Here is a 23,298-nt window from a genome sequence, read left to right on the forward strand (position 1 = left end):
ATTTTTAAAATATCTCTTGATTTATTTTCAATACATAGTATAATATCTTTTGTCACTAAATTGTCTGGTGATGATGGCGAAGAGGTCACACCCGTTCCCATACCGAACACGGAAGTTAAGCTCTTCAGCGCCGATGGTAGTTGGGGGTTTCCCCCTGTGAGAGTAGGACATCGCCAGGCTTTCTTCATTCCGCAGTAGCTCAGTGGTAGAGCTATCGGCTGTTAACCGATCGGTCGTAGGTTCGAATCCTACCTGCGGAGCCAATTTGGAGAGCTGTCCGAGTGGCCGAAGGAGCACGATTGGAAATCGTGTAGGCGGTAACCCCGTCTCAAGGGTTCGAATCCCTTGCTCTCCGCCACAATTTACATAATAAAGGGCCCGTTGGTCAAGCGGTTAAGACACCGCCCTTTCACGGCGGTAACACGGGTTCGAATCCCGTACGGGTCACCATTTTTATAGAATATACACCAGCATTTTTTATTCGGAGGATTAGCTCAGCTGGGAGAGCATCTGCCTTACAAGCAGAGGGTCGGCGGTTCGAGCCCGTCATCCTCCACCATATCTTTTATATCGTCGCGGGGTGGAGCAGTTCGGTAGCTCGTCGGGCTCATAACCCGAAGGTCGCAGGTTCAAATCCTGCCCCCGCAACCAAAATGGTCCGGTAGTTCAGTTGGTTAGAATGCCTGCCTGTCACGCAGGAGGTCGCGGGTTCGAGTCCCGTCCGGACCGCCATTTTTCAAAAGAATACTTGGCTCGGTAGCTCAGTTGGTAGAGCAACGGACTGAAAATCCGTGTGTCGGCGGTTCGATTCCGTCCCGAGCCACCACTATTTGCCGGTGTAGCTCAATTGGTAGAGCAACTGACTTGTAATCAGTAGGTTGGGGGTTCAAGTCCTCTTGCCGGCACTGTTTTTCAAAAGTGGAGGGGTAGCGAAGTGGCTAAACGCGGCGGACTGTAAATCCGCTCCCTCCGGGTTCGGCGGTTCGAATCCGCCCCCCTCCACCATTTTTTGTTTTCATAGGGGCATAGTTTAACGGTAGAACAGAGGTCTCCAAAACCTCCGGTGTGGGTTCGATTCCTACTGCCCCTGCCAATTATACTTTATAATTCATTACATCTATGGCGGTTGTGGCGAAGTGGTTAACGCACCAGATTGTGGCTCTGGCACTCGTGGGTTCGATTCCCATCAATCGCCCCATTTTATTATTGGGCTATAGCCAAGCGGTAAGGCAACGGACTTTGACTCCGTCATGCGTTGGTTCGAATCCAGCTAGCCCAGTTGATGTGCGGAAGTAGTTCAGTGGTAGAACACCACCTTGCCAAGGTGGGGGTCGCGGGTTCGAATCCCGTCTTCCGCTCCAATAATGGCGGCATAGCCAAGTGGTAAGGCAGAGGTCTGCAAAACCTTTATCCCCGGTTCAAATCCGGGTGTCGCCTTTTTTGAAAAGACTGCCGGGGTGGTGGAATTGGCAGACACACAGGACTTAAAATCCTGCGGTAGGTGACTACCGTGCCGGTTCAAGTCCGGCCCTCGGCACCATTGTTTTTAAATATAAGTTGCGCTCTTTAATGATCATGCCGGTGTGGCGGAATTGGCAGACGCGCACGACTCAAAATCGTGTTCCTCACGGAGTGCCGGTTCGACCCCGGCCACCGGTATCTAGTTTTAGATATTCTTTATTATCGTCAATCACAGAAGAATTAAGGAATATCAACGTTTAAAACGTCTTTCTACAAATTGTAGGAGGGCGTTTTTTATTTGTTTTTTAGCTGATTTTTCACACGATAAAATTACTTCAAATCGTGTTCACTGCTGAAAGGGGACCTAGCTAAATGGCAAGACGTAAAAATTATTTTAGACCAAGGTGAATTGGCAATTTTAGAAAAGGAAACTAAGTCTTATGTTGAATCATTTCGGGAAGCTATTGAATTATTTGTTTAGGACTGTGAGTAATAAATTTTTAAGGCGTTTCTTAATTCCCTAACAGCAAAAGGAATAAGTATTGCTGAATTAAAGCCTTACGATATGACAGAGGAACATATTAAGGAGATTACTTTTACTTTATTGATGGTTACCTTATGATTAAACTAAAGAGGCAGGATAATTGAAGAAGGATTGGATATAAATTGTACATAAGAGGTGTTGTAATGATTACGGTTAAAAATGCTGAACGTTATCTTAAAGATAGCATTGGTGAAGATACCGATGATATAAAAAAGGTTTGGGAAACATTTAAGGCTTTTTCAAAGGAGACAGTTGAGGGCGAAGAAGATAAAGAAATTTTATTTCAGTGTGGTGTCTATGATTTTACAGGAGAGGAAGTATTTCATTTTGACTTTGTACGTCAGTTTACAGTTTATGAAGAAGATGATTATTCTCACATGGAACAACTACACTGTGAATTTATATTTAAACCAACAAGCGAGTTAAAAAAGTTAAAGGTGGTAGAAGAATGGTCAATGGATTATGACGATATCGATCATTTTTTTAATCATATTGAAAGTATTCATGAGTTTAAAATACCTTTGAGTTTAAAGCCGATAAAATCAGAAATATATCAGGAAGAGCTTTAATTCTTCATTCATTAACGGGTGCTTTACTATAAGAGGGTATACCTTGCCTTTTTGGAATAATTTATCATCTGGTTTGACCCCGGCCATAAAAGTTTCATGATTGGTTTTTCCATGAACCTAACGTTTCACCCTCGTGGTAAAACGTTTTTTTGTGGTTTAAATGAGTTATTTAGATAAAAAATAGGAACCTATTAGAAAATAATGAGTATGTACTTCTTTTAGCAGAATAATCTTTAGATGATTTGCAACATTTGATAAGATACATTTAACCATGTAAGGAAACAAAATGGAGCAGCATATTCACATAAAACAGTTGTACTACCTTTGAGTAACTAAATGAATATTTGTGGGTACATACACATCTTTAGCTGACATCATCATTGTGACCCAGTTTGAGGGGAGTTTTATGAAAAAACAAAATGATCATGAGGAGTTATTGACAGGTGGAAATGTCTCAAACGTATATCGTTCGGGAGATACGGTTCGTCGAGAAGTAAAGTCAGACAATATCAATATACGAAAGCTGCTAAAGCATTTAGAAAAAAAGAATTTCTCCTATGCTCCAAAGTTTTTAGGTGTTGATGAACAAGGTAGAGAGATATTGTCCTTTATTGAAGGCGTAGCCGGTCATGATCCTTTAAAAGAATATATGTGCTCTCACCATGCCTTAAAAGAAATAGCGAGAATGCTTAGACTGTATCATGATGCTGTTCGTGATTTTCCCATTTCAGACGATTGGGAACGAATGGACAATACGCCTGTCGAAATAGAGGTTGTGTGCCATAATGATTTTGCAATGTACAACATCATTTTCAATAATGAAAAACCAGTAGGTATCATTGATTTTGATGTAGCTGCTCCTGGTCCAAGACTTTGGGATATCGCATATACTCTATATACATGTGTACCTATCAGTAGGTTTTTTCGCACCAAAACAGGAGACATCGTGAACTATCATTCATCAGACCATGCAGACCAGATAAAGCATAAAGTGAAACTGTTTTTTGAATCTTATGGTAAGGAAATAGCAGAAGATTATTTGGATATGGTGCTGCTGCGTTTAGAAGGATTATGTCAGTATATGAAACGAAAAGCGAGTGAGGGGGATATCGCTTTTCAAAACATGATTCAAGAAGGACATCTTGAACATTATCAAAAAGACATTCAATTTATTCATGAACATAGAAAAGAATGGATGTAAAGAGGCGGGGCGTTGTGATTATGCAAACGAAGACGATATTACAGGCTATCATTCAAGACGAGGGAGTAAATGATTATCCTCTTTTTAGACAGTACTGTGTGAGAAAAGAACAGGGCCTGCGTAAAGATGCGCTAAACGTTCTTCAGGCCTTTATTGAAGAGATGAAAGAGAACGATTTTGAAGTACAGCGGGAATTTGCTGCTTGGCTGTTTGAGTGGATTGAACGGTTTGAGGATGGTCATCATCTGCTTGTGTATCCGCTGGTAAATGGGGTAATCCAGCCTGTTTTTCAAACGTGGGAGAATGTTGATCCATTGGATGTGAGACCGTATCGCTGGCAAGGTTTGTTTGTACATCAGGGAGAAGGGCTGCCCTATTTATTGAAAGCGCTAGAGCTTGGAGGCAGAAGTGAGCAGCGTGTGATTGTTCAAATTTGCGAAACCTATTTATCGGCCTTGTGGTATTCGTTTCATCATATACATGAAGATCTTTATTTAAGCACCTATGAGAAGGATCAAGAGAGAATTCAAGGGATTGAACGTGTTATGATGCTGATTCAAGATCAAAGAACTCGTACGAATGTTCAAAAACAAGCTGTCTATTATGACCAGCTTTTAACGGACTGGATGACGTTTCAGCAGACGGAGACAAGGGGCTTTATGAAATGGTGTGCGGAGCGTAAGAAACCGTATGAGTGGGTAGAGTCCTTTTATTATCAGCAATAGATGAGAAAACGGCAGAGTTCATTCTGCCGTTTATTTATGCCATATTCGTTCTATTTCTACATGATTTGGTTTGAAATATCTCAGGGTATAGACATCTGGATTGCTTAGTTTCTTCCACTCCTCGAATCCAAGCGTTGGATCGGCATGTTTAAGAAGCAGGCTCATGATATTGCCATGTGTGACGAATAGGGTATGATCTGTTTCTAATTTTATTTGTTCGTGGAGTGCTTCTACAATACGATTCATGGCTTCTTGGCTCGATTCTCCGCCTTCACAGGTCATATGTAAGTCTGTAAAACTGAGCTTTAGTTTCTCATACCAATCGTCTATTGGTTTGCTGCTTAATACACGTTCAGAGAGGCGCTGATCGATTTTTATCTCGAGCTGTTTTGCATGAGCAAGAGGCTCAGTAGTTTGGATCGCTCGTTTATAAGGACTTGAGATAATTTGATTGAGATGAATGCTGGAAAAAAACTGTGCCAGTTCATGAGATTGAGTGATGCCTTGTGGTGTTAAAGCTGCATCTTTAGATTGTCCATCTGCTTGGCAGTGTCTGACGATATAAAATGTTTTCATTGGATACACCTTTCATTGAGTATAAAAAAATCATCCAGTATTGGATGAGGATTTACGAAGATCTAGGTAAGCTTGTTCGTATCTGTTTCTTTATAGGGATCTGTGAGCTTGGAGGTCAGGTCTAGGTTGAACAAAAAATCATCGACGGTGTCTGTGCCAAAGGGAAGTGTGGAGAAATTGATTGGGATGCTGTCTTCTTGCTTTTCTGAAGTGATTTGCTGTGCAGGCTGCTTTTTTCTCCAGTTCTTAAACAAGCGCATGTGAGGCCCCCTTTTCTTTGAAAAAGATGGATTTATACATAATATACGGGGAGAGTTGTCCAGGCGTCAAATGTTTTCTTCAAAAGGAACGATTCAATTGATAACAAGAGCCACAGGAAAGTGCGGCTCTTGTTGTCAGTTTACATTGCGCGTTGTAATGCTTGCAGTAATTTACGTTTGCATCTTAAGTTGTAGCGCTTCTTATGGAGTTTCTCCGTTTTAAACCTGCCTATGACACGTCGAACATCGGGATCATAAATGATGAGCTCTCTGCAAGTTTGATCATGTAATAGTGTTTGAAACCAGTAATATTTTTTGAGATGTGCTGCGTTCCTCGAGATATCCTCTTCATCCACTTGTAGAAAAGGGATATACACAGCAAGTGAAAAGATGTCTAAAATGAATCCCATTTTGCTTCCTCCTTTCATTGTTATTCATTACGCTTAGGAGAAGGCGAGGTTTCATTCAATAAACGTTAAAAACAATCCCAGTGCATAAACCATTCTTTTGATTCTTTGTCATAATAGAAATACATCGTGCCGTTATCACCAATCATGAAACGAGGTTTTTCTTCTGAGGCGATTTGCAGCATGAATTCGCCTTGTTGTTGATGGGGCGGGGATTGAATATACGCCCCATATCCACCGATTTTTGTGAACGAATAATTTGTGTATTGATTAAAGAAGTGGTTTGTGGCTTCTTCACTTTCGTTGACTTCTGATAAATCGACGTATGACCATGCTTCTTCCCAGCAAGGGAAGTCCCTTTGCTCATTTTCGTTCCATTGGATTTGAAAGGCTTTGAGCCCTCTCACTTCTTCAGGAGTTTCAGCTACTTCTAAACCTTCGATTGATGCATATTCAATGAGCTTCCAGCCTTCACCGTTTTTGGTGATATCAATCGGAAGTGTTTTCTGATTAAGAAAAATTTGAATCAGCTTACATTCATTGAAGCCGTTCATTCCTCCTGGCACTTCTGGTAAATAAATTTGTAAAATCGGAATCATGGCCCCATCTTGATCTGTCGGCCAGCCTTGGTTAGGATCGATGAAAAAATGGCCGGCAAACCAGCTGTGTATAGCTGGATCAGGACGGAAGCCGCCAATTTTGGCGATGGTTGGCTTTTTCCCGATTAGATTTAATTCTTGAAAAGCTTTGATTTCCATGGGTTATTCCTCCAGCCTTTAGCCTGCAATGTGTGCATCATGAAATGTGCCATTTATATTTCCTGTGACAATAATGACATGACCCCAAAATAAATCACCGTCATGATAGTAGACTTCAAACTCTCCCTCAGGGTAAACATGCAGGCTTTCAAGTGAAATGCGGTTTATAAATTGATTCAGTGTGAGTTCTTCTTGCTTTTCAGCTGATTCGTCCTGTTCCTGCCAATCCTTTGCTAGATCTATCAGCTGATTTGCGGCAAATGATTTAATAGAAGAATCCCATTTGGCCTGCTCTTGCATAAGTTGGTTTGCTGTTCGAAGAGAGTCATTTATTTTTTCATCTTCCTCGAGGTTGAAGTAGAGAAGGCACTCTTCATTGCTCCATTGGATTGTCTTTTCAAATAAGTCTAGTCCTTTTACTAACTCAAAGGTGCCAAGTGTATCATCATGATAATACACAGGCTTTTGGGCTTCTTCTAAAATTTCTTGAAGCGCTTGATCCTGTGTATCTGTATTGATTAAAGATACAAGCATGAATTCACCTTCGCCTTTTCGAACCTGAAGTGTAACGATTGATTCTTTATGTAATTGTGCCTGTTTTTCCCTTAATCCCTCGTCATCTGTTAGCCAGCAAAGTCTTACATTTTCGGTTATGATATGACCGTTTTCTTTCCAAGCAATCAGTGGAATAGAAGCGGTCCAAAGAGGTGCCTGGCCTGCTTTTCCTGCCCCTACGCCAGAAGGTCCTGTAACAGCAATGATAGTGACTACATCTTCTGAAAATCTCTCTTCAAAAGTGTTGATTTGTTTGTTAATCTTCATGTGATGTCCTCCAGCCTGATTTTTTTGTCATGAACATATAAGTGTTGTGATCAAGTTCTACCTCTTTATCACACCGCACATCAGTAGGGGAAATCAAGCTTTTTTTGTTTAAAACTGTTTTTTTAGGGAGGTACATGGATTAATGGAGGTTGAGTCACAATAAAAGAAGCAAGGATCGAATTTTGTATAAATTTGGGTAAATGAGTCGAAAAGCCTAGGTGATTCTTCCTTTTCTTTATAATTACTTTGACACGAATAGATGAAAAAAGTAAAGTAATACTGAGTGATTTACAAAACCTTCTTCATCCACTAAAACATGAAGTGTGCGTAAATTTAATGTAAATGGATATTTTTCCTTTTATTTACTCGTATTTTTTTTGAAACTTATGATGCTTCTCATTCGTTATATTAAAGGAGCGCATGTATCCGGCGGAGACAGAGCATCGGCATGCTTGGCGAAGAAGATTTACATTTGCAAAATGAATGTAAATTTTTTATGATTTCATTTATATCAGAACGATGATAAGAAAGAAGAGGTTTTATGAAAAAAATATTTGCAAACAAATATAGCTTTTTTGTTTTGGCTGTCCTTTTATTCTGGGCTAAATCGTACACAGCCTACAAAATGGACTTTAATTTAGGAGTAAAAGGTTCTTTTCAAGAGGGGCTTCTCTTATTGAATCCATTTAGTTCAGCCATCGTGTTTTTTGGACTTGCTCTCTTTTTGAAGGGGCGTAAATCTGCCATTGTTTTAATTGTTATTGATTTTATTATGACCGCACTTTTATATGCAAATGTAGCGTATTACCGTTTCTTTGATGACTTTTTGACTTTCTCAACAATGAAGCAGGCAGGAAATCTTGGGGGAGGCATGACTGGCGGTGTGCTAGCAAGCATTAAGCCGCATGACCTTTTATACTTCCTTGATATTATCATTTTGATTGCGATTGTCATTTGGAGACCAGAAGTGAAGAAGTTCCAAATGAAAAAGACGTTTGCACTGCTAATTGTAGCTGCAGGTATTGGACTGTTCTTTGTAAACCTTCATTTGGCTGAAAAGGATCGTCCAGAATTATTAACGAGAACCTTTGATCATAAGTATGTTGTCAAATACTTAGGTGTTTATAACTATACGATTTATGATGGGGTACAAGCAGCACAAAACGCAACACAGGTAGCAAATGCAAGCAGTGAAGATTTAACGGATGTTGTGAACTATACGTCATCTCACTATGCGAAGCCAAATGCAGAGTATTTTGGTAAAGCAAAAGGCAAAAACATTATTAAAATTCATTTAGAAAGCTTCCAGTCTTTCTTAATTGACTACAAATTAAATGGAGAAGAAGTGACTCCATTCTTAAACAAACTGGCTCATGGGAAAGACGACTTTACGTATTTCGATAACTTCTTCCATCAGACAGGTCAAGGGAAGACATCAGATGCTGAGCTGATGATGGATAATAGTATGTTTGGCCTGCCAGAGGGAGCAGCATTTGTTACAAAGGGTGAAAATACCTTTCAATCACTACCTGCCATCCTAGATCAAAAAGCAGGCTATACGAGTGCAGTACTTCATGGGGACTATAAATCTTTCTGGAACCGTGACACGATTTATAAACATATGGGAATTGATCAATTCTTTGATGCTTCCTATTACAACATGGATGAAGAAAACCTTGTGAATATGGGTCTGAAGGATAAACCGTTCTTCAAAGAATCAATTCCAATGCTAGAATCAATGAAAAAGCCATTTTATGCACATTTAATGACACTGACAAATCACTATCCATTTAATTTAGATGAAAAAGATGCGACAATCGCTAAGGCAACAACTGGCGATAAAACAGTCGATAACTATTTCCAAACAGCAAGATATTTAGATGAGTCATTAGAGCAATTCTTCAAAGACTTGAAAAAATCAGGTATGTATAAAGACTCAGTCATTTTATTATATGGTGACCATAACGGTATTTCTGAGAACCATAACCGTGCAATGAGTGAAATTCAAGGGAAAGAAATCACTCCTTATCAAAATGCACAAAACCAGCGTGTTCCGCTCATGATTCGTATTCCTGGTAAGAAGGGCGGCGTGAACCATACGTATGGTGGTGAAGTCGACGTTATGCCAACACTTCTTCACTTACAAGGTATCGATTCAAATGAATTCGTGAATTTTGGAACAGACTTATTCTCTAAAAAGCATGATGAGACTGTTGCCTTCCGTAATGGAAACTATGTGACACCGAAATACACACTTGTCGATAATACCGTTTATGATACGAAAACGGGTAAAGTGGTGAAACAAAATAAAAAGACAGAGGCGATTAAAGCCCGTGTTGATAATCAGTTAAGTCTTTCAGATAAAGTGCTCTATAGGGATCTTCTTCGATTCCATAAGTTATCTGATTTCAAACCAGTGAATCCATCGGATTATTTCTATGGTAAAGCAAACAAAGAAAAAGAAGCGGATTCTTCTGCTAACTAACTGAGTTTTGGGCAAGCACAGAAAGGTGCTTGCCTTTTTCTCTCTCTTCGCTTGATTTGTTGGCAAAATATGTTTATATTTAGGGAGAAACAAGCGTGACGCCGGCTGGCAGCTGGTGACACACATTTCGTCCTTGGGGAATTCAGGAGGAGCTTATGACAACAAATACAAAAACACAAAAAAAGAAATCAGAATTATGGGGCTGGATCAAAGCCATCTTAATCGCATTTATTGCTGTTTTTATCATTCGGAACTTTTTATTCGCGCCATACATTGTGAAAGGGACTTCTATGGACCCGACACTGCATAACACAGAGCGGGTGTTTGTGAATAAAACGGTTGATTATTTCGGTGATTATAAACGGGGACAGATCATTGTTCTTGATGGGGAAGACCGCAGCACTCATTATGTCAAACGATTGATTGGTTTACCTGGTGATAAAATTGAAATGAAAAATGATCAGCTATATGTTAATGGAAAAAAAGTGGCGGAGCCTTACTTAGCGTCAAACAAAAAGAAAGCAGCTGCAGATGGCACTTTGCTGACACCTGATTTTGGCCCTCTGACTGTTCCAAAAGGAAAGTACTTTGTCATGGGGGATAATCGCCAAAATTCAATGGACAGCCGCAACGGCTTAGGTCTTTTTACAAAGCGTGATATTCAAGGAACTACCTCATTTGTATTTTATCCTTTCCAAGACATTCGCTTACTCAATCATTAATAAACAATAAAAAAGCACACAGCCGTGTGCTTTTTTCTATGTCATTCAGACTGACTTTTTGTCATCGCCTGTTCAAGATCTGCAAGAATATCTTCAATCGCTTCTGTTCCAACAGATAAACGAATGAGCTCTGGTGTGACACCTGTCGCTTTTTGTTCTGCCTCGCTTAATTGCTGATGCGTTGTGCTGGCAGGGTGAATGATGAGGGATTTAGAATCACCCACGTTTGCGAGATGGGAGAAAAGCTGGACAGAATCAATGAGCTTTTTACCTGCTTCGCGTCCACCTTTAATACCGAATGTGAGGATCGCGCCTTGTCCTTTTGGTAAATAGGTTTGAGCAAGTTCATATGATTCGTGACTTTCAAGACCTGGATAGCTTACCCAATCGACAAGAGGGTGATCCTGTAAGAATTGTGCTGTTTTCAATGCATTTTCACTATGCCGCTCAAGACGAAGGTGTAATGTTTCTAAGCCCTGTAGAAGTAAAAATGAGTTGAATGGCGACAGAGCTGCCCCTAAATCACGTAATAGCTGTACTCGTGCTTTTGTGATATAAGCCGCTTCTCCAATTGCTTCTGTATAGGTCAGCCCGTGATAGCTTGGATCTGGTTCAGTCAGCCCTTTAAACTTATCGCTGTCAGCCCAAGGGAATCGGCCGCTATCAACGATGACGCCGCCAATTGATGTACCATGGCCGCCAATAAATTTCGTCGCTGAGTGGACGACAATGTCTGCACCGAATTCAATAGGTCTTAATAAATAAGGGCTGGCGAGTGTATTGTCAACAATAAGCGGGATATGATGCTTGTGTGCAATGGCTGAGATGGCTTCAATATGTAAAATGTCGCCTTTTGGATTCCCAATGCTCTCTGCATAAACTGCCTTTGTTTTGTCAGTGATCGCTGCTTCGAGTTCTTCAAGGTTGGATGAATCGACAAATTTTACAGTAATTCCGAGTTTTTTGAGTGTATGGGCAAATAAATTGTAGGTGCCGCCATAAAGACTGCTTGAGGAAACGATTTCATCTCCGGCTCCTGCGATGTTTAAAATAGAATAAGTCGTCGCTGCTTGTCCAGAAGAAACAGCAAGTGCACCAATTCCACCTTCAAGCTCAGCGATACGCTTTTCAAATACGTCATTTGTAGGGTTCATAATACGTGAATAAATATTTCCCGGTTCCTGAAGACCAAATAAATTCGCTGCATGCTCACTGTCTCTAAAACCAAATGAGCTCGTTTGGTAAATAGGCACGGCTCTTGAATAGGTCGCTGAATCAAGCTCCTGACCTGCGTGAATGGCTTTTGTTTCTAAACGAAATGGACGTTCTTCTGACATGTGTGTATCCTCCTTTTGTTAGATAAAACCAACTGTTTTGATAAGAAATATTTAATAAGACTATAAATCTTGTTCCCTGCTCGGTCAATCATTTTTTAGATAAATCTGAAAAAACAATAAATATAGTTGACAGGTAGGAATAGTGTGTATTAACATAAGCATACTGAAAACACGAACAAGAATGGCTGATCGGTCAACCGAAGGCTCTATCACTCAAATATGAGTGAAGAGCCTTTTTTTATTTGAATGAGAAAGGATGAAGAAGATGGAAAAAAAGAAAAAACGAAAAAAATACAGAAAACATATGGATCTGACACTCAATATCTTGATTGAGCGGAACAAATATGAGATTTACAGTAACAAGGAACGAATAGAAGCGATTTACGATCGGATTGATGAAAAGCATACAAGGACAAAATAACCATCTTATAAATTTGAGTTGATTTATGGGATTAATATGATTTACGATGGTGCTAACAAATCAATATGATTAGCTGATCGGACAACGCGAAGGCTCTTATCTCTTTTTTGGGATAAGGGCCTTTCTGTGTATTTATCTGATCGTAAGAGGAGTGGAGGTTTCAATGACGATTTCAATTGATATTGTGGATAAATCCTTTTGGAAAGACAAACAGACCATTCGGGTACTTGAAGACTTAAGATTGAGCATTATTCCCGGTGAATTTGTGACAGTGATAGGTCCGAGCGGATGTGGGAAAAGTACATTGCTAAAGATCATAAGCGGCCTCGACACAGCGTATGATGGGCAAATTTTGATAGGAGGCAGACGGATCACAGAACCAGGAATGAAACAGGGCTTTATCTTTCAGGAACACCGCCTGTTTCCATGGCTGACGGTTGAAGAAAACATAGCGGCCAATTTCAATTTAAAACAACAGGATGTACGCCGCAAAGTGGATGAATTGATTGAAATTGTTCGATTAAAAGGATTTGAACATGCTTATCCACATGAGCTTTCAGGAGGAATGTCACAACGGGTTGCCATTGCGAGAGCACTCCTTCGTGATCCGGAGATCTTATTGCTGGATGAACCATTTGGTGCACTGGATGCATTCACACGAAAACACTTGCAGGATGTGCTGCTGGACATTTGGCAGGAGAAAAAAACAACGATGATGCTCGTAACTCATGATATTGATGAATCGATTTATTTAGGAAATGAAATTGTGCTAATGCAAGCGAGACCTGGCCGAATCCATAAGATTCTCCCTGTGAACCTGCCTTTTCCGCGTGATAGAACGTCAACCGCTTTTCAAAGCTTAAGACAAAAGGTGCTTTCAGAATTTGAGAAAACAGATGAATTGTTACTAACCGATGGCTTAGGGATTTAGGGAGGGGAAATCGCATGAAAAAGAAACAAATGATCGTTATCTTTTTGAGTCTTCTGCTTGTTTTAGCAGGGTGTGATCAAGCAGCAGACGGCACGGAAAACAAGGTGAAAGAAATTAGGATTGGGATTCAGCAAAGTTTGAGCCCGCTGCTTTTAGCAAAGAAAAAGGGGTGGTTTGAACAATCATTTGAAAAAGAAGGAGTGAAGGTAAAGTGGGTGGAGTTTCAAAGTGGACCTCCCCAATTTGAAGGACTTGCTGCAAATCAATTAGATTTCACGCAAGTTGGAAACTCACCTGTTATAGCAGGTCAGGCAGCTGGTATTGATTTTAAGGAAATTGGTTTATCTCAGGATGGGCTGAAAGCGAACGGTATTTTAGTGAATAAGAACAGTGAGATTCAAAAAGTAGAAGACTTACAAGGGAAAAAAATTGCTGTCGCTAAAGGTAGCAGCGGCTTTGACTTTTTATACAAAGTATTAGATCAGGCAGGTTTATCTGCGAAGGATGTTCAGATCATTCAGCTTCAGCCAGATGAAGCGATATCAGCATTTGAAAATGGGTCCGTTGATGCTTGGTCGATCTGGGAGCCGTTCTTATCACTTGAAACGATAAAGAAAGGAGCAAAGCTGCTGGTGAATGGGGAAGCGACCGATTTATATTCTCCAGGTTTCACCCTTGTTCGAACTCAGTTTGCTGATCAGCATCCTGAACTAGTAGTGAAATTCTTAAAGGTATATGACCATGCAGTGAAGTGGCAAAAAGCACATCCAGAAGAGGCTGCTACTCTATATGCGCGTTTAAAAAATTTAGATAAGAAGGTCGTCACACAAGTATTAAACAATACGGAACCACTCAATAAGCCCATTTCGAAGAAGATCATCAATGCTCAGCAGCATACCGCTGATTTTCAATACAAAACAAAGGCGATCCAGCGGAAAATTGATGTTAATCAGGTTGTAGATAATTCGTTTATTGAAAAAATGCTGAAAGAGGAGATGGATGAATGAAAGCTGTATCGAATCCGGCTTTAGCATCTAAAATCGAGCGGGCAAAGAAAAAAAGGAGAAAAGCTTCTTCTTTATATAAGTTAAAGGGACTGGTATTACCTGTTCTACTTATTGCGGTTTGGCAGATCATAGCTGGTTCTCAAATCGTTTCTTCCACTGTCTTGCCTTCGCCTGTCTTGATTGCAGAATCCTTTCGAGAGTTGATTCGTTCTGGTGAACTGTTTGGCCATCTATACATCAGCCTTTATCGAGCGATATGTGGATTTTTGCTAGGGGGAGGCTTAGGTCTTTTGCTGGGCGTATGCGTAGGGTTTTCTAAAAAAACAGAGCATTATGTAGATCCGACCTTGCAAATGCTGAGAACCGTTCCACATTTAGCGGTCACTCCTTTATTCATCCTCTGGTTTGGTTTTGATGAAACAGCGAAAATTTTATTGATTGCACTTGGGGCTTTTTTTCCGATTTATATTAATACGTTTCTAGGTATTCGCAGTGTAGATAATAAGCTGTTTGATGTGGCTCGCGCCTTAGAGTTTAATGTGTATCAAAGCATCACAAAGCTGATTTTACCGGCTGCTCTTCCTCATATTCTTCTGGGCGTGAGACTGTCATTAGGAATTGCTTGGCTTGGTTTAGTGGTAGCTGAGTTGATGGGTTCAAGCAGCGGGGTCGGCTATATGATTATGGATGCAAGGCAATTCTCTCAAACGGATAAAGTGTTTGTAGGAATTATCATCTTTGCAGTAGTAGGTAAGCTGACAGATTCATTTGTACGTCTGTTAGAAAAGCGTCTGCTCAAGTGGCGCACTAGTTATCAAGGTGAATAATAAAAGGGGGCGATGTTATGAATATTTTATGGTTTATTCCAACGCATGGAGACGGCCGTTATTTAGGATCAGCAAAAGGGGCAAGACAGGCAGACTATCCATATTTTAAACAGATTGCTCAAGCAGCTGATCAGCTTGGTTATACAGGGGTCTTGCTGCCTACTGGGAGATCCTGTGAAGATCCATGGCTGACGGCAGCTGCTTTAGCTGCGGAAACCACTCATTTAAAGTTTCTCGTGGCTCTTAGACCAGGGCTGATGCAGCCGTCTGTTGCTGCTAGAATGACGTCTACATTAGATCGTCTTTCAGGCGGGAGACTGCTGATTAATGTGGTAGCAGGGGGAAGTAAAGAGGAGCTTGAAGGAGATGGGCTGTTCATTTCTCATGATGAACGCTATGAGGCAACAGAAGAGTTTTTGACGATTTGGAAGCGGTTATTGAAAGGAGAAAATGTACAATTTCATGGCAAACATCTACAAGCAGAAAATGGCCGCCTGTTATTCCCACCAGCTCAAACCCCCCATCCACCAGTCTTTTTTGGCGGATCATCAGCAGCAGGAATTCAAGCAGCCGCCAAGCATACAGATGTTTATTTAACTTGGGGCGAACCGCCTGCACAAGTGAAAGAGAAAATTACACAAGTGAAGAAGCAGGCTGAAAAGGAAGGAAGAACGGTGAAGTTTGGCATTCGTCTTCATGTGATTGTGAGAGATACCGAAGAGGAGGCATGGCAGGCAGCGGAACATCTGATTCGTCATTTAGATCAAAAAACCATTGATGAAGCGCAAAAAGTGTTACAGGGGATGGACTCAGTAGGTCAAAGACGAATGGTGGAATTGCACCAAGGGAGGAAAGACAAACTTGAAATCAGCCCAAATCTTTGGGCAGGCATTGGTTTAGTACGCGGCGGTGCAGGAACAGCACTCGTCGGAGATCCGCAAACAGTAGCAGATCGTATCATAGAATACCAGTCTCTAGGCATTGATACATTTATATTTTCTGGATACCCGCACCTAGAAGAAGCTTATTATTTAGCAGAGCTTGTTTTCCCGCTCCTTCCATTTAAGAGATCCGGGGATACAGGACTCTCTGTGCCAGCCGGTGAAATCATTGGGAACAATCATTTTCCAGATGCAGCCTCTGCTGCTAGTTCCTCATAAATTTGAAAAAGCAAAGCAGTCTGACATGGCTGCTTTGCTTTTTTTCATAGAATAGGCGAGTCATTTGTTGTGTAGTGCTGAACAAGGTAAGGGCTTTTTTCCCAATCGATTTTCTTGTATATACATATTTTTAGAGTCAAGAGAAGAAGGAAAATGTGCTCACTCTTTTATCGGAATGATCAGTAAATATTTCATAATTGGCATTATTGCGACATATAATCAGGACTTTTATATCTGATATCTCGGGGGAATTCTTTCTATCTCACAAAAAGGAAAGAATAAATATGATAGATGATAAATATGGACTATTTGAAAAAAAGAAGAAAAAAGATGGCGAAAATGACATTAAATGGGTTTTGTGGTTCTTATGGGGTGTCAAAATCTAGTAAATAAGAGAGGGTTTAAACAGATGAAAGTGAATAATTGAATAAAAAGTCACATTTTAATCAAATGTATGTTCGGTCAAAAATGGGATGTTCTGTAGATGTTTGGCGTGTGACGCCTATGATACGATCATCATAAGCTGGGAGGTGAAAAGTATGACTTATGCAGCGCCGCAAGTTGACTATTCCACTATGGAACCTGCTATTATGGACCAAGCTTGGTTCTTAGTATTTGTTGCTGTCCTTCTTGGATTGGGAGCAACAGTCGTTCTAGGAGCAGCAGTTTGGTGTATCGCAAACGGCAAGGGTAGCTTTACAGGAGCCGTTCAGTGGGAAAGTGGCTTAAAAGTCAAAATTGAATGTAAGTAGCTATACTTAGGATTCATCTTTTTGCTTCTTAGATAAGACACCAGGGCTAAACCGTCTGTGGCGGGCGGTTTAGCCTGATCTGTTTTAAAGAATATGCAGACACTTGGAGGTTATATGTTTACGATCGAGAATTTAACCAAGACGTATAAAAATAACGTGACTGCTGTCAATGATTTTCATTTAAAGATCGACCCTCATCAAATCGTTGCTGTTGCTGGACCGAATGGTTCGGGTAAAACAACGATGATTAACTGTATACTCGGCATTATTAAGCATACAGAAGGAAGGATTCACTTGCAGGACGTCCCAAATGATGAACCATCCTTTAAAAAACAAGTAGCCTATGTTCCAGATGACCTGCTGCTCCCTGAAGCATTGACTGGTGCTGAATATTTAGATTTTGTTTCTTCTATGTATGAATGTAAAACAATTCACAGAAGAAATCAACTAATTGAACTGTTTGATATGGACTCGGCTTTATCAAGACCGATCGAAACCTATTCACATGGGATGAAAAAAAAGACACAGCTAATTGCTGCATTTATGCTTGATAGTCAATTGGTGATCATGGATGAGCCCTTTAGAGGACTTGATATTGAAGCGGTTATAAACACAAAGAAACTGATGAAGCGGTATGCCGAGCACCATGGTGCGATCTTGCTTTCAACGCATGATATGCTTTCAGCGGAAGAGCTGTGCCACAAAATCGCCATTATTTCTAAAGGAAATAAAATGGATGAAGGGACGGTCTCAGCCTTAAAGGAGAAGTATCAATCAAGCACACTGGAACAGGTGTTTCTGAAAGCTTCAATGTTAAGTGATAGGGGTGCACATTTTGATGAAATCATTAATCATTTCTAAAATGATGCTTAAAATGTGGCAGCAGGAGATGTATAAGCTCTTTGATACTCAAACGAAGCGAATCATTGTGGTCTTATTCTTTTTGTTTGCCGTTACAATGGGAGCCATTATCGGATACAGCTTTACAGGTGTCTTTATGAAGGCTTTCTTAAATGGAGATGAACGTTCACTTGGATTACTTGTCGTGTCAATGGCGATCAATGCCTCTATTTTTACAAGCTTGTTATTCGTTTTGATCAAGGTCAGAACACCTGAACAAGACCGGTTTTCTATGCAGCTCAGCTGGTTCCCGCTCTCTACCTTTCAGAAAAGTTTTGGATACTTCATTCCGATGGTGACAGTGGTGGCAGGGCTTGTTTTATTTTTTATCGGCATTCTGCTTTTACCTAATTTTATTGCCCAGGGAATTGGTATTTTTTTTATCTTCACTTTCTTTTTGATGGTGCTTTTGCAGTCGCTTTTTGTCTTAATGCTGCTCCAGTTTATTTACAATATCACTTATTTACTCGTTTTGAAATTAAAATTACCGTTGCAAAAATTTGCAGCGATATTTGTTTTATTGGCACTGGTCGTGGCGTATGGATTGACGCATTTTGATATTAGTCAAATTCAGCAATCATATATTCAGTTTGATTATCATTTGATGTATTTGACAGCTCCGTTTTTCCTAGCGGCACAAGGAATGCCTCCTGAAGGGGTAAATTATGCCATTTTGATTCTGTTCATCCTCTTATCGGCAGGCGGGGCATTTCTTTCTCTTGCGATGATGCCGATTATGGCAGAGAAAAAAGCGCTAACCTTTTTACACAAGCTGCCGTTCTCTTCTTCAAAGAAGTGGTCGCTTATTGTGAAGGAAATGAAGTCACAGGTGCGAAATGAAGAAAACATTTTAAACTTTCTTATTCTCCTCATTGTGATCTTATTCGTCCGTTATCAGTTTGGATTCCGCTTTGAAGAAGAAGCATTTTTTGTTCTATGCGCTCTTGCTGGTTTAACAGCCTTCAATTCGTTTGGCAATGATAAACGAATGCTGGGCATGTATAAAACATTTGGTCTGAGATCTTGGGAAGTGGCTTTATATAAATTTATCGGCCTTCTGCTCGTAGGTGTACTGCAAATTGTTTTATTCATGCTGACAACGCTGACGCTTCCTGATCAGATTTGGCACGCATTGATTGGTGCTGCTGTCTTATGCAATGCGACTGCGCTCTTTTATGTGGTAGGTATCTTACTTCCTCTAGATCGAAACAATCCCTACACAGGCATTTTTTCATTTGGAGCGCTTATTTTACTCATGATTCCGATTGTTTTTATTGGGAACTATGTCATAGGGGCGTCTAGTCAAGCGCTTCAGTGGCTGCTTATGGCTGCATTTGAGGGTCTGCTCATCTTTGCCATATACAAAGGTTTTTCATGGAGGTATTCACATGATTCAACTTCTTAACAATAAGCTAAAGATTGAGCGGGTACCGGCACTAGCGCCGTATGTGACCTTACAAAAGAGGCATCTCACGGATACGCAGTATGGAAGCACACTCCCGATCAATGAAAGTGCCTATCATATGTTAACGAAAGTGGACGGTAAAAGAACTGAAGCGAGTATTACCGCAGAGCTCGCCGATTTGTTTCAGGTCGATGAGTCGGTGATTGCTCGTGACTTTTATCAGCTGATGATGGGATTGAATCAGCATCACTTGCTGTCTATTCATTATCATTCACCATATCGGATTGTGACAGCCTGCTGTCAATTTTTCAAGCAGTATCAAGTCAAAATGAAGGAACGATTTGATTGTACTGGTCACTCGTTCCTTCACATTTTTGGGACGGCTTTGCTCATGGTGACACGTAAAATCATCTTTTTCTGGATGCTTTTCATGGTCATGGCAGGGATCGCTTTTTTATTCATTCCTGATCCGTCGATTGCAGCCATTGCGATTTATTTTACGATTATTTATTTCGGGTTAATTACCGGAACCGCCTTACATGAGGCGGCACATGGCTATGCGCATCGAAAATTTGCAGGGCGGGATGGGCCTCAAGGCTTTTTTGCGAGTGACATGATGTCAGTGAAGTTTGTAAGGCCCGTATTAGATCCATTTCAGAAAAAGCAGGTATGGATTACGCTGCTTGGTCCGCTTGTTCCCGGTGTGATTGGCGCAGCAGGCATCATTGTGACCATTTTATTTCTAAAAGAAAACCCGGTTTCGACAGCTTTTTTCATTTTTTCAATCACGTATTTTATTCAATTACTCTATCTTCTTCCGTTTATGGGGGATGGTAAGTCCATTATGAAGCAGCTATTGCTTGGGGGAATGGGAGGACAACGATCATGAACGTACAGGCGATGAAACAAGGCGCGATAGTTGGTAGTTTTCTCGGATTCTTAGGCTTTCCGATGCTGACAATCGGCGTACTGTTCTATCATTTATTTCAATCAAAAACGAATGATGCTTTATTATTTAACAGTCTCGCTTTTGAAATGGAAGGCTCGTCCGCATTTACTTTTCAGATCAAGCCAAACTTTTTTATTTATATGATGGTGATTTTTGCTGTGAGTTTTCTCATTGTGGCATTCCTATCAGCCATGAAACAGAAAAAAGCAAAAGGTTAGGAGAATTCTCCTAACCTTTTTTTAGTATAATAGGAAATAAAAAACACCAAAGGGGATCACAATGTTTAAAAAATGGAGCATTCTTTTATTCACAGTTTTTCTATTAGCAGGATGCGGCGAGAAGGCCGAAGAAACCACGACAACCGAGAAGACGGTTTCGACCATAAAAACAGAGCCTGCCACTAAAAACCAAGTAACCATCGAACAAATGAAACTCTCAAAAAAAGAAAAAAACTTACTAGAAGCAGCAACGGCTAATGAAAAGGTGGCTCTGACACTGAAAGGATTAACGAAGAAGAATAAGAGTATTACGTTTATCGGGAGTCATTACAAAAATGGACGATTAGTGAATAAGGAAGCATCATCTGCTACCTTTTCTTTACACCAGGATGGAACCGACCAAACGGTGAATGTACTTCTTCAATTACATCATGAGAAAGATACATATGAATCACAATTTAGTATTTGGTCAAATAAAAAGAATGATGGGATGACGAAAGCGACATCAAGCTTCCCGTTCAAAGTAAGTGACTATGTATTTTCTGCACAATCTGAAACTGTCAAAGTTGCTTCCGGAGGAAAGGCACTGATTGCGTATACAGCGGCGATGGGGAAAGACGGGGGTTCAATAATATTTGAAGAGATTGAGGAGAATCCAAAGCAAGCACTGAAGAATAAGTCACATGCATACTTATTTTATATCCAGCTAGATAAATAACTATCGTAATATATACGGAGAATATGAAGTTTTTTGACGAAAAATTTTCATATTCTCTTGACGAATTGTTAAGAAAGTTGTAACATAATAAAAGTCAACGCGATGACGTCGCTTTTAAAAGATTGATGCGGGTGTAGTTTAGTGGTAAAACCTCAGCCTTCCAAGCTGATGTCGTGAGTTCGATTCTCATCACCCGCTCCAATACATAATTTTGTTTATAACGCAGTATTTCGTTTCTTAGATAAACGAAGTGTTGCGTTTTTTATTATGTCAGTATAATGTGAAAAAGCACTGTCAGGCTACAGTGCTTTTTCAATGAGTTCATATTTGCTTTCTCCGCCATGTATTTGTACAAACATCTTCGTCAAGGATTGAATAAGAGCTTCACTCTTTTCCCGGGAAATAGATGGCGGGAAAAGGATGATTTGAAGAATGTTCTTTGTGTCTTGAGAAATTTGTGCTTTACTTGTTTGAGAAAATAATCCATTCAGTCCTGCGTTGTCCTGCCATTCGATGTCACCAGCCTCATGTTTTGCCAGTGAAAGCGGTCCTTTGATGCGATCGGCATCTAATGTCAGGATAGGTAAGAAATATTTTAGTGAGAAAAATATCGACAAATCCTGTACGGAATTGGTCGAGTCAATAAATTGTTCCTTTTGGATGTTAGAAAGAAGTGGAAGGAAAGGAACGTCTTTTAAAAGATCCGTCCATTCTTTGATGGCTGGTACTTCTTCTAAGACTTTATCTTCGTATTCAAAAAATAAAGATTCTTGAAACAAGCGTAAGCGGCCTTTTAACATTTGAGGTGATGTACCCACTTCAATATGTGAATATTCAATCTGCCCAACATGGATAGACGGGTTTTGAGGATGAGAAATTTCCATATGTATCTTCACAGTGACTCACTCCAATCGGTCATGATACACTCGTATTATACTGAAAACAACAGAAGAAACAAAGAAAGGAGGTTTGCAAGGTGATTCATGTTGGAGAATTAAAAGAAGAATTGATTCAATATGCGAAAGAAATTGGTGTCGATAAAATTCGATTTGCAAGTGCCGATACATTTGATTCATTAAAGGACCGCCTCATCTTACATGAATCGTTAGGGTATTTGTCAGGTTTTGAAGAGCCTGATATTGAAAAAAGGACAAACCCTTCTTTGCTGCTTCCGAAGGCCAAATCAATTGTTGCGATAGCGCTCGCGTATCCTTCCAAAATGAAAGATGCTCCTCGAAGTACAAAGGATGCGAGACGGGGGATTTTTTGCCGGGCTTCATGGGGAACAGATTATCATGTTGTGCTGAAAAAAAAGCTTGATATGCTCGAAGAATTTCTGCGAAGCAAACATGTCGATATACGGACAAAATCAATGGTGGATACAGGAGAATTATCTGATCGTGCTGTAGCAGAACGTGCTGGCATTGGTTTTAGTGCAAAGAACTGTATGATTATCACGCCAGAGTTTGGATCTTATGTGTATTTGGCTGAAATGATCACAAATGTTCCGTTTGAACCGGATGAGAAAATTGAAGACCAGTGCGGAACTTGTAATAAATGTGTGGATTCGTGTCCAACGGGTGCGCTTGTGAATCCAGGGCAGCTGAATTCTCAGCGGTGCATTTCATTTTTAACGCAGACAAAAGGGTTTTTACCTGACGAATTTCGTTCGAAAATAGGGAATCGATTGTACGGGTGTGATACATGTCAAACTGTCTGCCCGATCAATAAAGGAAAAGACTTTCATCTGCATCCTGAAATGGAGCCAGACCCTGAAATTGCGAAGCCGCTGTTAAAGCCGCTTCTGACGATCAGCAATCGTGAGTTTAAGGAAAAATACGGTCATGTTTCAGGTTCATGGCGGGGGAAAAAGCCCATTCAGCGGAATGCAATTTTGGCACTCGCTCATTTTAAAGATACATCTGCCTTACCAGTGTTAATTGAGTTGATGCACAAGGATCCAAGACCGGTCATTCGGGGAACGGCTGCTTGGGCAATTGGCAAAATTGGCGATGATCAGCAGCTCCCAGAGCTGGAAAAGGCCCTTGAGCGGGAAAGTGATGAAGAAGCGAAAGAGGAGATTGTGAAAGGGATTGAGCTTTTACAGACACCTTTAAATACTAAATAACATCCCTGTGAACAT

General features: G+C 40.4%; 24 protein-coding genes, 17 tRNA genes and 1 rRNA gene. 35 read left to right on the plus strand and 7 right to left on the minus strand.

Annotated features, from left to right (window positions below; genetic code table 11):
* The first annotated feature begins 63 nt into the window (after positions 1–63).
* The 20 genes from rrf (at position 64) to NST65_RS04350 (ending at position 4,500) form a co-directional block, all read left to right on the plus strand.
* Positions 64–179 (plus strand): 5S ribosomal RNA (gene rrf / locus NST65_RS04255).
* Positions 180–188: 9 nt separating this feature from the next.
* Positions 189–263, plus strand: a tRNA-Asn gene (locus NST65_RS04260).
* A gap of 4 nt (positions 264–267) precedes the next feature.
* Positions 268–358, plus strand: a tRNA-Ser gene (locus tag NST65_RS04265).
* 17 nt (positions 359–375) lie between these two features.
* Positions 376–450 (plus strand) — tRNA-Glu (locus tag NST65_RS04270).
* A gap of 33 nt (positions 451–483) precedes the next feature.
* Positions 484–559 (plus strand) — tRNA-Val (locus NST65_RS04275).
* Positions 560–574: 15 nt separating this feature from the next.
* Positions 575–651 (plus strand) — tRNA-Met (locus NST65_RS04280).
* A gap of 4 nt (positions 652–655) precedes the next feature.
* Positions 656–732 (plus strand) — tRNA-Asp (locus NST65_RS04285).
* A gap of 18 nt (positions 733–750) precedes the next feature.
* Positions 751–826 (plus strand) — tRNA-Phe (locus tag NST65_RS04290).
* A 6-nt stretch (positions 827–832) separates the two neighbouring features.
* A tRNA-Thr gene (locus NST65_RS04295) sits at positions 833–905 on the plus strand.
* 15 nt (positions 906–920) lie between these two features.
* Positions 921–1,005 (plus strand) — tRNA-Tyr (locus tag NST65_RS04300).
* A 14-nt stretch (positions 1,006–1,019) separates the two neighbouring features.
* Positions 1,020–1,093: transfer RNA gene (locus NST65_RS04305), tRNA-Trp, on the plus strand.
* Between the two features lie 29 nt (positions 1,094–1,122).
* Positions 1,123–1,198, plus strand: a tRNA-His gene (locus tag NST65_RS04310).
* 9 nt (positions 1,199–1,207) lie between these two features.
* Positions 1,208–1,279 (plus strand) — tRNA-Gln (locus NST65_RS04315).
* A gap of 7 nt (positions 1,280–1,286) precedes the next feature.
* Positions 1,287–1,361: transfer RNA gene (locus NST65_RS04320), tRNA-Gly, on the plus strand.
* 5 nt (positions 1,362–1,366) lie between these two features.
* Positions 1,367–1,437: transfer RNA gene (locus tag NST65_RS04325), tRNA-Cys, on the plus strand.
* A 14-nt stretch (positions 1,438–1,451) separates the two neighbouring features.
* Positions 1,452–1,540: transfer RNA gene (locus NST65_RS04330), tRNA-Leu, on the plus strand.
* 37 nt (positions 1,541–1,577) lie between these two features.
* Positions 1,578–1,659: transfer RNA gene (locus NST65_RS04335), tRNA-Leu, on the plus strand.
* 489 nt (positions 1,660–2,148) lie between these two features.
* Complete coding sequence (locus NST65_RS04340; RefSeq protein WP_111927030.1) at positions 2,149–2,574, plus strand: hypothetical protein; 426 nt, start codon at positions 2,149–2,151, stop codon at positions 2,572–2,574.
* A gap of 406 nt (positions 2,575–2,980) precedes the next feature.
* On the plus strand, positions 2,981–3,775 hold the full coding sequence (locus NST65_RS04345) for a phosphotransferase (RefSeq protein WP_111927032.1): 795 nt from the start codon (positions 2,981–2,983) through the stop codon (positions 3,773–3,775).
* 20 nt (positions 3,776–3,795) lie between these two features.
* A complete protein-coding gene (locus NST65_RS04350) occupies positions 3,796–4,500 on the plus strand; it encodes a hypothetical protein (RefSeq protein WP_111927483.1) in 705 nt (234 codons plus the stop codon).
* Between the two features lie 30 nt (positions 4,501–4,530).
* Here the strand turns inward: NST65_RS04350 and NST65_RS04355 are convergent, their stop codons facing one another.
* The 5 genes from NST65_RS04355 to NST65_RS04375 form a co-directional block, all read right to left on the minus strand.
* Positions 4,531–5,076 (minus strand): histidine phosphatase family protein, encoded by a 546-nt coding sequence (locus tag NST65_RS04355; RefSeq protein WP_111927034.1) that lies wholly within the window; start codon positions 5,074–5,076, stop codon positions 4,531–4,533.
* 62 nt (positions 5,077–5,138) lie between these two features.
* Positions 5,139–5,336, minus strand: a complete 198-nt coding sequence (locus NST65_RS04360; RefSeq protein ID WP_041109825.1) for a hypothetical protein — start codon at positions 5,334–5,336, stop codon at positions 5,139–5,141.
* 140 nt (positions 5,337–5,476) lie between these two features.
* Positions 5,477–5,746 carry a hypothetical protein gene (locus NST65_RS04365; RefSeq protein ID WP_111927036.1) on the minus strand — a complete coding sequence of 90 codons (270 nt, stop codon included), beginning with the start codon at positions 5,744–5,746 and terminating at the stop codon, positions 5,477–5,479.
* A 65-nt stretch (positions 5,747–5,811) separates the two neighbouring features.
* Positions 5,812–6,501 carry a DUF1963 domain-containing protein gene (locus tag NST65_RS04370; RefSeq protein ID WP_342489323.1) on the minus strand — a complete coding sequence of 230 codons (690 nt, stop codon included), beginning with the start codon at positions 6,499–6,501 and terminating at the stop codon, positions 5,812–5,814.
* An 18-nt stretch (positions 6,502–6,519) separates the two neighbouring features.
* The gene (locus tag NST65_RS04375) at positions 6,520–7,323 is read right to left on the minus strand and encodes a DUF2262 domain-containing protein (RefSeq protein WP_111927040.1); all 804 of its coding nucleotides are present in this window, start codon (positions 7,321–7,323) and stop codon (positions 6,520–6,522) included.
* A gap of 541 nt (positions 7,324–7,864) precedes the next feature.
* On the opposite strand from NST65_RS04375, the gene NST65_RS04380 reads away from it, so the two are divergent.
* Both NST65_RS04380 and lepB read left to right on the plus strand, forming a co-directional pair.
* Positions 7,865–9,808, plus strand: a complete 1,944-nt coding sequence (locus NST65_RS04380) for an LTA synthase family protein (protein ID WP_024427404.1) — start codon at positions 7,865–7,867, stop codon at positions 9,806–9,808.
* A 155-nt stretch (positions 9,809–9,963) separates the two neighbouring features.
* The gene (gene lepB, locus NST65_RS04385) at positions 9,964–10,530 is read left to right on the plus strand and encodes a signal peptidase I (protein WP_041116900.1); all 567 of its coding nucleotides are present in this window, start codon (positions 9,964–9,966) and stop codon (positions 10,528–10,530) included.
* Positions 10,531–10,571: 41 nt separating this feature from the next.
* Here the strand turns inward: lepB and NST65_RS04390 are convergent, their stop codons facing one another.
* Positions 10,572–11,867, minus strand: coding sequence for a homocysteine synthase (locus NST65_RS04390; RefSeq protein WP_041116902.1), 1,296 nt, complete (start codon positions 11,865–11,867; stop codon positions 10,572–10,574).
* A 265-nt stretch (positions 11,868–12,132) separates the two neighbouring features.
* Here NST65_RS04390 and NST65_RS04395 point away from each other — a divergent pair, with 265 nt between their 5' ends.
* The 12 genes from NST65_RS04395 to NST65_RS04450 all read left to right on the plus strand — a co-directional run bounded on the left by NST65_RS04395 (position 12,133) and on the right by NST65_RS04450 (position 21,356).
* Positions 12,133–12,288 (plus strand): FbpB family small basic protein, encoded by a 156-nt coding sequence (locus NST65_RS04395; protein ID WP_065214159.1) that lies wholly within the window; start codon positions 12,133–12,135, stop codon positions 12,286–12,288.
* A gap of 163 nt (positions 12,289–12,451) precedes the next feature.
* Positions 12,452–13,219, plus strand: coding sequence for an ABC transporter ATP-binding protein (locus tag NST65_RS04400; protein WP_024427408.1), 768 nt, complete (start codon positions 12,452–12,454; stop codon positions 13,217–13,219).
* Positions 13,220–13,233: 14 nt separating this feature from the next.
* Positions 13,234–14,226, plus strand: a complete 993-nt coding sequence (locus tag NST65_RS04405) for an aliphatic sulfonate ABC transporter substrate-binding protein (RefSeq protein WP_065214160.1) — start codon at positions 13,234–13,236, stop codon at positions 14,224–14,226.
* Positions 14,223–15,053 (plus strand): ABC transporter permease, encoded by an 831-nt coding sequence (locus tag NST65_RS04410; protein ID WP_034282306.1) that lies wholly within the window; start codon positions 14,223–14,225, stop codon positions 15,051–15,053. Before NST65_RS04405 ends, NST65_RS04410 begins: the two co-directional genes overlap by 4 nt.
* A 17-nt stretch (positions 15,054–15,070) precedes the next feature.
* Complete coding sequence (ssuD, locus tag NST65_RS04415; protein ID WP_046310322.1) at positions 15,071–16,213, plus strand: FMNH2-dependent alkanesulfonate monooxygenase; 1,143 nt, start codon at positions 15,071–15,073, stop codon at positions 16,211–16,213.
* Between the two features lie 539 nt (positions 16,214–16,752).
* Entirely contained in the window at positions 16,753–16,965 is a 213-nt protein-coding gene (locus tag NST65_RS04420; RefSeq protein WP_024425336.1) for a hypothetical protein, read from the plus strand.
* Positions 16,966–17,079: 114 nt separating this feature from the next.
* On the plus strand, positions 17,080–17,826 hold the full coding sequence (locus NST65_RS04425) for an ABC transporter ATP-binding protein (protein WP_025093295.1): 747 nt from the start codon (positions 17,080–17,082) through the stop codon (positions 17,824–17,826).
* Complete coding sequence (locus tag NST65_RS04430) at positions 17,804–19,270, plus strand: hypothetical protein (protein WP_065214161.1); 1,467 nt, start codon at positions 17,804–17,806, stop codon at positions 19,268–19,270. The genes NST65_RS04425 and NST65_RS04430 overlap by 23 nt, the downstream gene beginning before the upstream one ends.
* Positions 19,254–20,159 carry a PqqD family protein gene (locus NST65_RS04435; protein WP_025093297.1) on the plus strand — a complete coding sequence of 302 codons (906 nt, stop codon included), beginning with the start codon at positions 19,254–19,256 and terminating at the stop codon, positions 20,157–20,159. The genes NST65_RS04430 and NST65_RS04435 overlap by 17 nt, the downstream gene beginning before the upstream one ends.
* On the plus strand, positions 20,156–20,437 hold the full coding sequence (locus NST65_RS04440) for a hypothetical protein (protein ID WP_024425332.1): 282 nt from the start codon (positions 20,156–20,158) through the stop codon (positions 20,435–20,437). Before NST65_RS04435 ends, NST65_RS04440 begins: the two co-directional genes overlap by 4 nt.
* 61 nt (positions 20,438–20,498) lie before the next feature.
* The gene (locus tag NST65_RS04445; RefSeq protein ID WP_024427415.1) at positions 20,499–21,155 is read left to right on the plus strand and encodes a hypothetical protein; all 657 of its coding nucleotides are present in this window, start codon (positions 20,499–20,501) and stop codon (positions 21,153–21,155) included.
* Positions 21,156–21,282: 127 nt separating this feature from the next.
* A tRNA-Gly gene (locus NST65_RS04450) sits at positions 21,283–21,356 on the plus strand.
* Positions 21,357–21,454: 98 nt separating this feature from the next.
* Here the strand turns inward: NST65_RS04450 and NST65_RS04455 are convergent.
* Complete coding sequence (locus NST65_RS04455; protein ID WP_227001709.1) at positions 21,455–22,051, minus strand: hypothetical protein; 597 nt, start codon at positions 22,049–22,051, stop codon at positions 21,455–21,457.
* An 83-nt stretch (positions 22,052–22,134) separates the two neighbouring features.
* Between NST65_RS04455 and queG the strand changes: the two genes are divergently transcribed.
* A complete protein-coding gene (queG, locus tag NST65_RS04460; RefSeq protein ID WP_024427417.1) occupies positions 22,135–23,283 on the plus strand; it encodes a tRNA epoxyqueuosine(34) reductase QueG in 1,149 nt (382 codons plus the stop codon).
* The last annotated feature ends 15 nt before the right edge of the window (positions 23,284–23,298 follow it).

The organism is Bacillus sp. FSL P4-0248, assembly GCF_038593305.1.
Classification (GTDB): Bacteria; Bacillota; Bacilli; order Bacillales; family Bacillaceae; genus Bacillus; species Bacillus safensis.

Bases quoted from the DNA above. Each gene is read 5' to 3' on its own strand.
- NST65_RS04340 (WP_111927030.1), top strand. From the start codon at position 2,149: ATGATTACGGTTAAAAATGCTGAACGTTATCTTAAAGATAGCATTGGT.
- NST65_RS04345 (WP_111927032.1), top strand. From the start codon at position 2,981: ATGAAAAAACAAAATGATCATGAGGAGTTATTGACAGGTGGAAATGTC.
- NST65_RS04350 (WP_111927483.1), top strand. From the start codon at position 3,796: ATGCAAACGAAGACGATATTACAGGCTATCATTCAAGACGAGGGAGTA.
- NST65_RS04355 (WP_111927034.1), bottom strand. From the start codon at position 5,076: ATGAAAACATTTTATATCGTCAGACACTGCCAAGCAGATGGACAATCT.
- NST65_RS04360 (WP_041109825.1), bottom strand. From the start codon at position 5,336: ATGCGCTTGTTTAAGAACTGGAGAAAAAAGCAGCCTGCACAGCAAATC.
- NST65_RS04365 (WP_111927036.1), bottom strand. From the start codon at position 5,746: ATGGGATTCATTTTAGACATCTTTTCACTTGCTGTGTATATCCCTTTT.
- NST65_RS04370 (WP_342489323.1), bottom strand. From the start codon at position 6,501: ATGGAAATCAAAGCTTTTCAAGAATTAAATCTAATCGGGAAAAAGCCA.
- NST65_RS04375 (WP_111927040.1), bottom strand. From the start codon at position 7,323: ATGAAGATTAACAAACAAATCAACACTTTTGAAGAGAGATTTTCAGAA.
- NST65_RS04380 (WP_024427404.1), top strand. From the start codon at position 7,865: ATGAAAAAAATATTTGCAAACAAATATAGCTTTTTTGTTTTGGCTGTC.
- lepB (WP_041116900.1), top strand. From the start codon at position 9,964: ATGACAACAAATACAAAAACACAAAAAAAGAAATCAGAATTATGGGGC.
- NST65_RS04390 (WP_041116902.1), bottom strand. From the start codon at position 11,867: ATGTCAGAAGAACGTCCATTTCGTTTAGAAACAAAAGCCATTCACGCA.
- NST65_RS04395 (WP_065214159.1), top strand. From the start codon at position 12,133: ATGGAAAAAAAGAAAAAACGAAAAAAATACAGAAAACATATGGATCTG.
- NST65_RS04400 (WP_024427408.1), top strand. From the start codon at position 12,452: ATGACGATTTCAATTGATATTGTGGATAAATCCTTTTGGAAAGACAAA.
- NST65_RS04405 (WP_065214160.1), top strand. From the start codon at position 13,234: ATGAAAAAGAAACAAATGATCGTTATCTTTTTGAGTCTTCTGCTTGTT.
- NST65_RS04410 (WP_034282306.1), top strand. From the start codon at position 14,223: ATGAAAGCTGTATCGAATCCGGCTTTAGCATCTAAAATCGAGCGGGCA.
- ssuD (WP_046310322.1), top strand. From the start codon at position 15,071: ATGAATATTTTATGGTTTATTCCAACGCATGGAGACGGCCGTTATTTA.
- NST65_RS04420 (WP_024425336.1), top strand. From the start codon at position 16,753: ATGACTTATGCAGCGCCGCAAGTTGACTATTCCACTATGGAACCTGCT.
- NST65_RS04425 (WP_025093295.1), top strand. From the start codon at position 17,080: ATGTTTACGATCGAGAATTTAACCAAGACGTATAAAAATAACGTGACT.
- NST65_RS04430 (WP_065214161.1), top strand. From the start codon at position 17,804: ATGAAATCATTAATCATTTCTAAAATGATGCTTAAAATGTGGCAGCAG.
- NST65_RS04435 (WP_025093297.1), top strand. From the start codon at position 19,254: ATGATTCAACTTCTTAACAATAAGCTAAAGATTGAGCGGGTACCGGCA.
- NST65_RS04440 (WP_024425332.1), top strand. From the start codon at position 20,156: ATGAACGTACAGGCGATGAAACAAGGCGCGATAGTTGGTAGTTTTCTC.
- NST65_RS04445 (WP_024427415.1), top strand. From the start codon at position 20,499: ATGTTTAAAAAATGGAGCATTCTTTTATTCACAGTTTTTCTATTAGCA.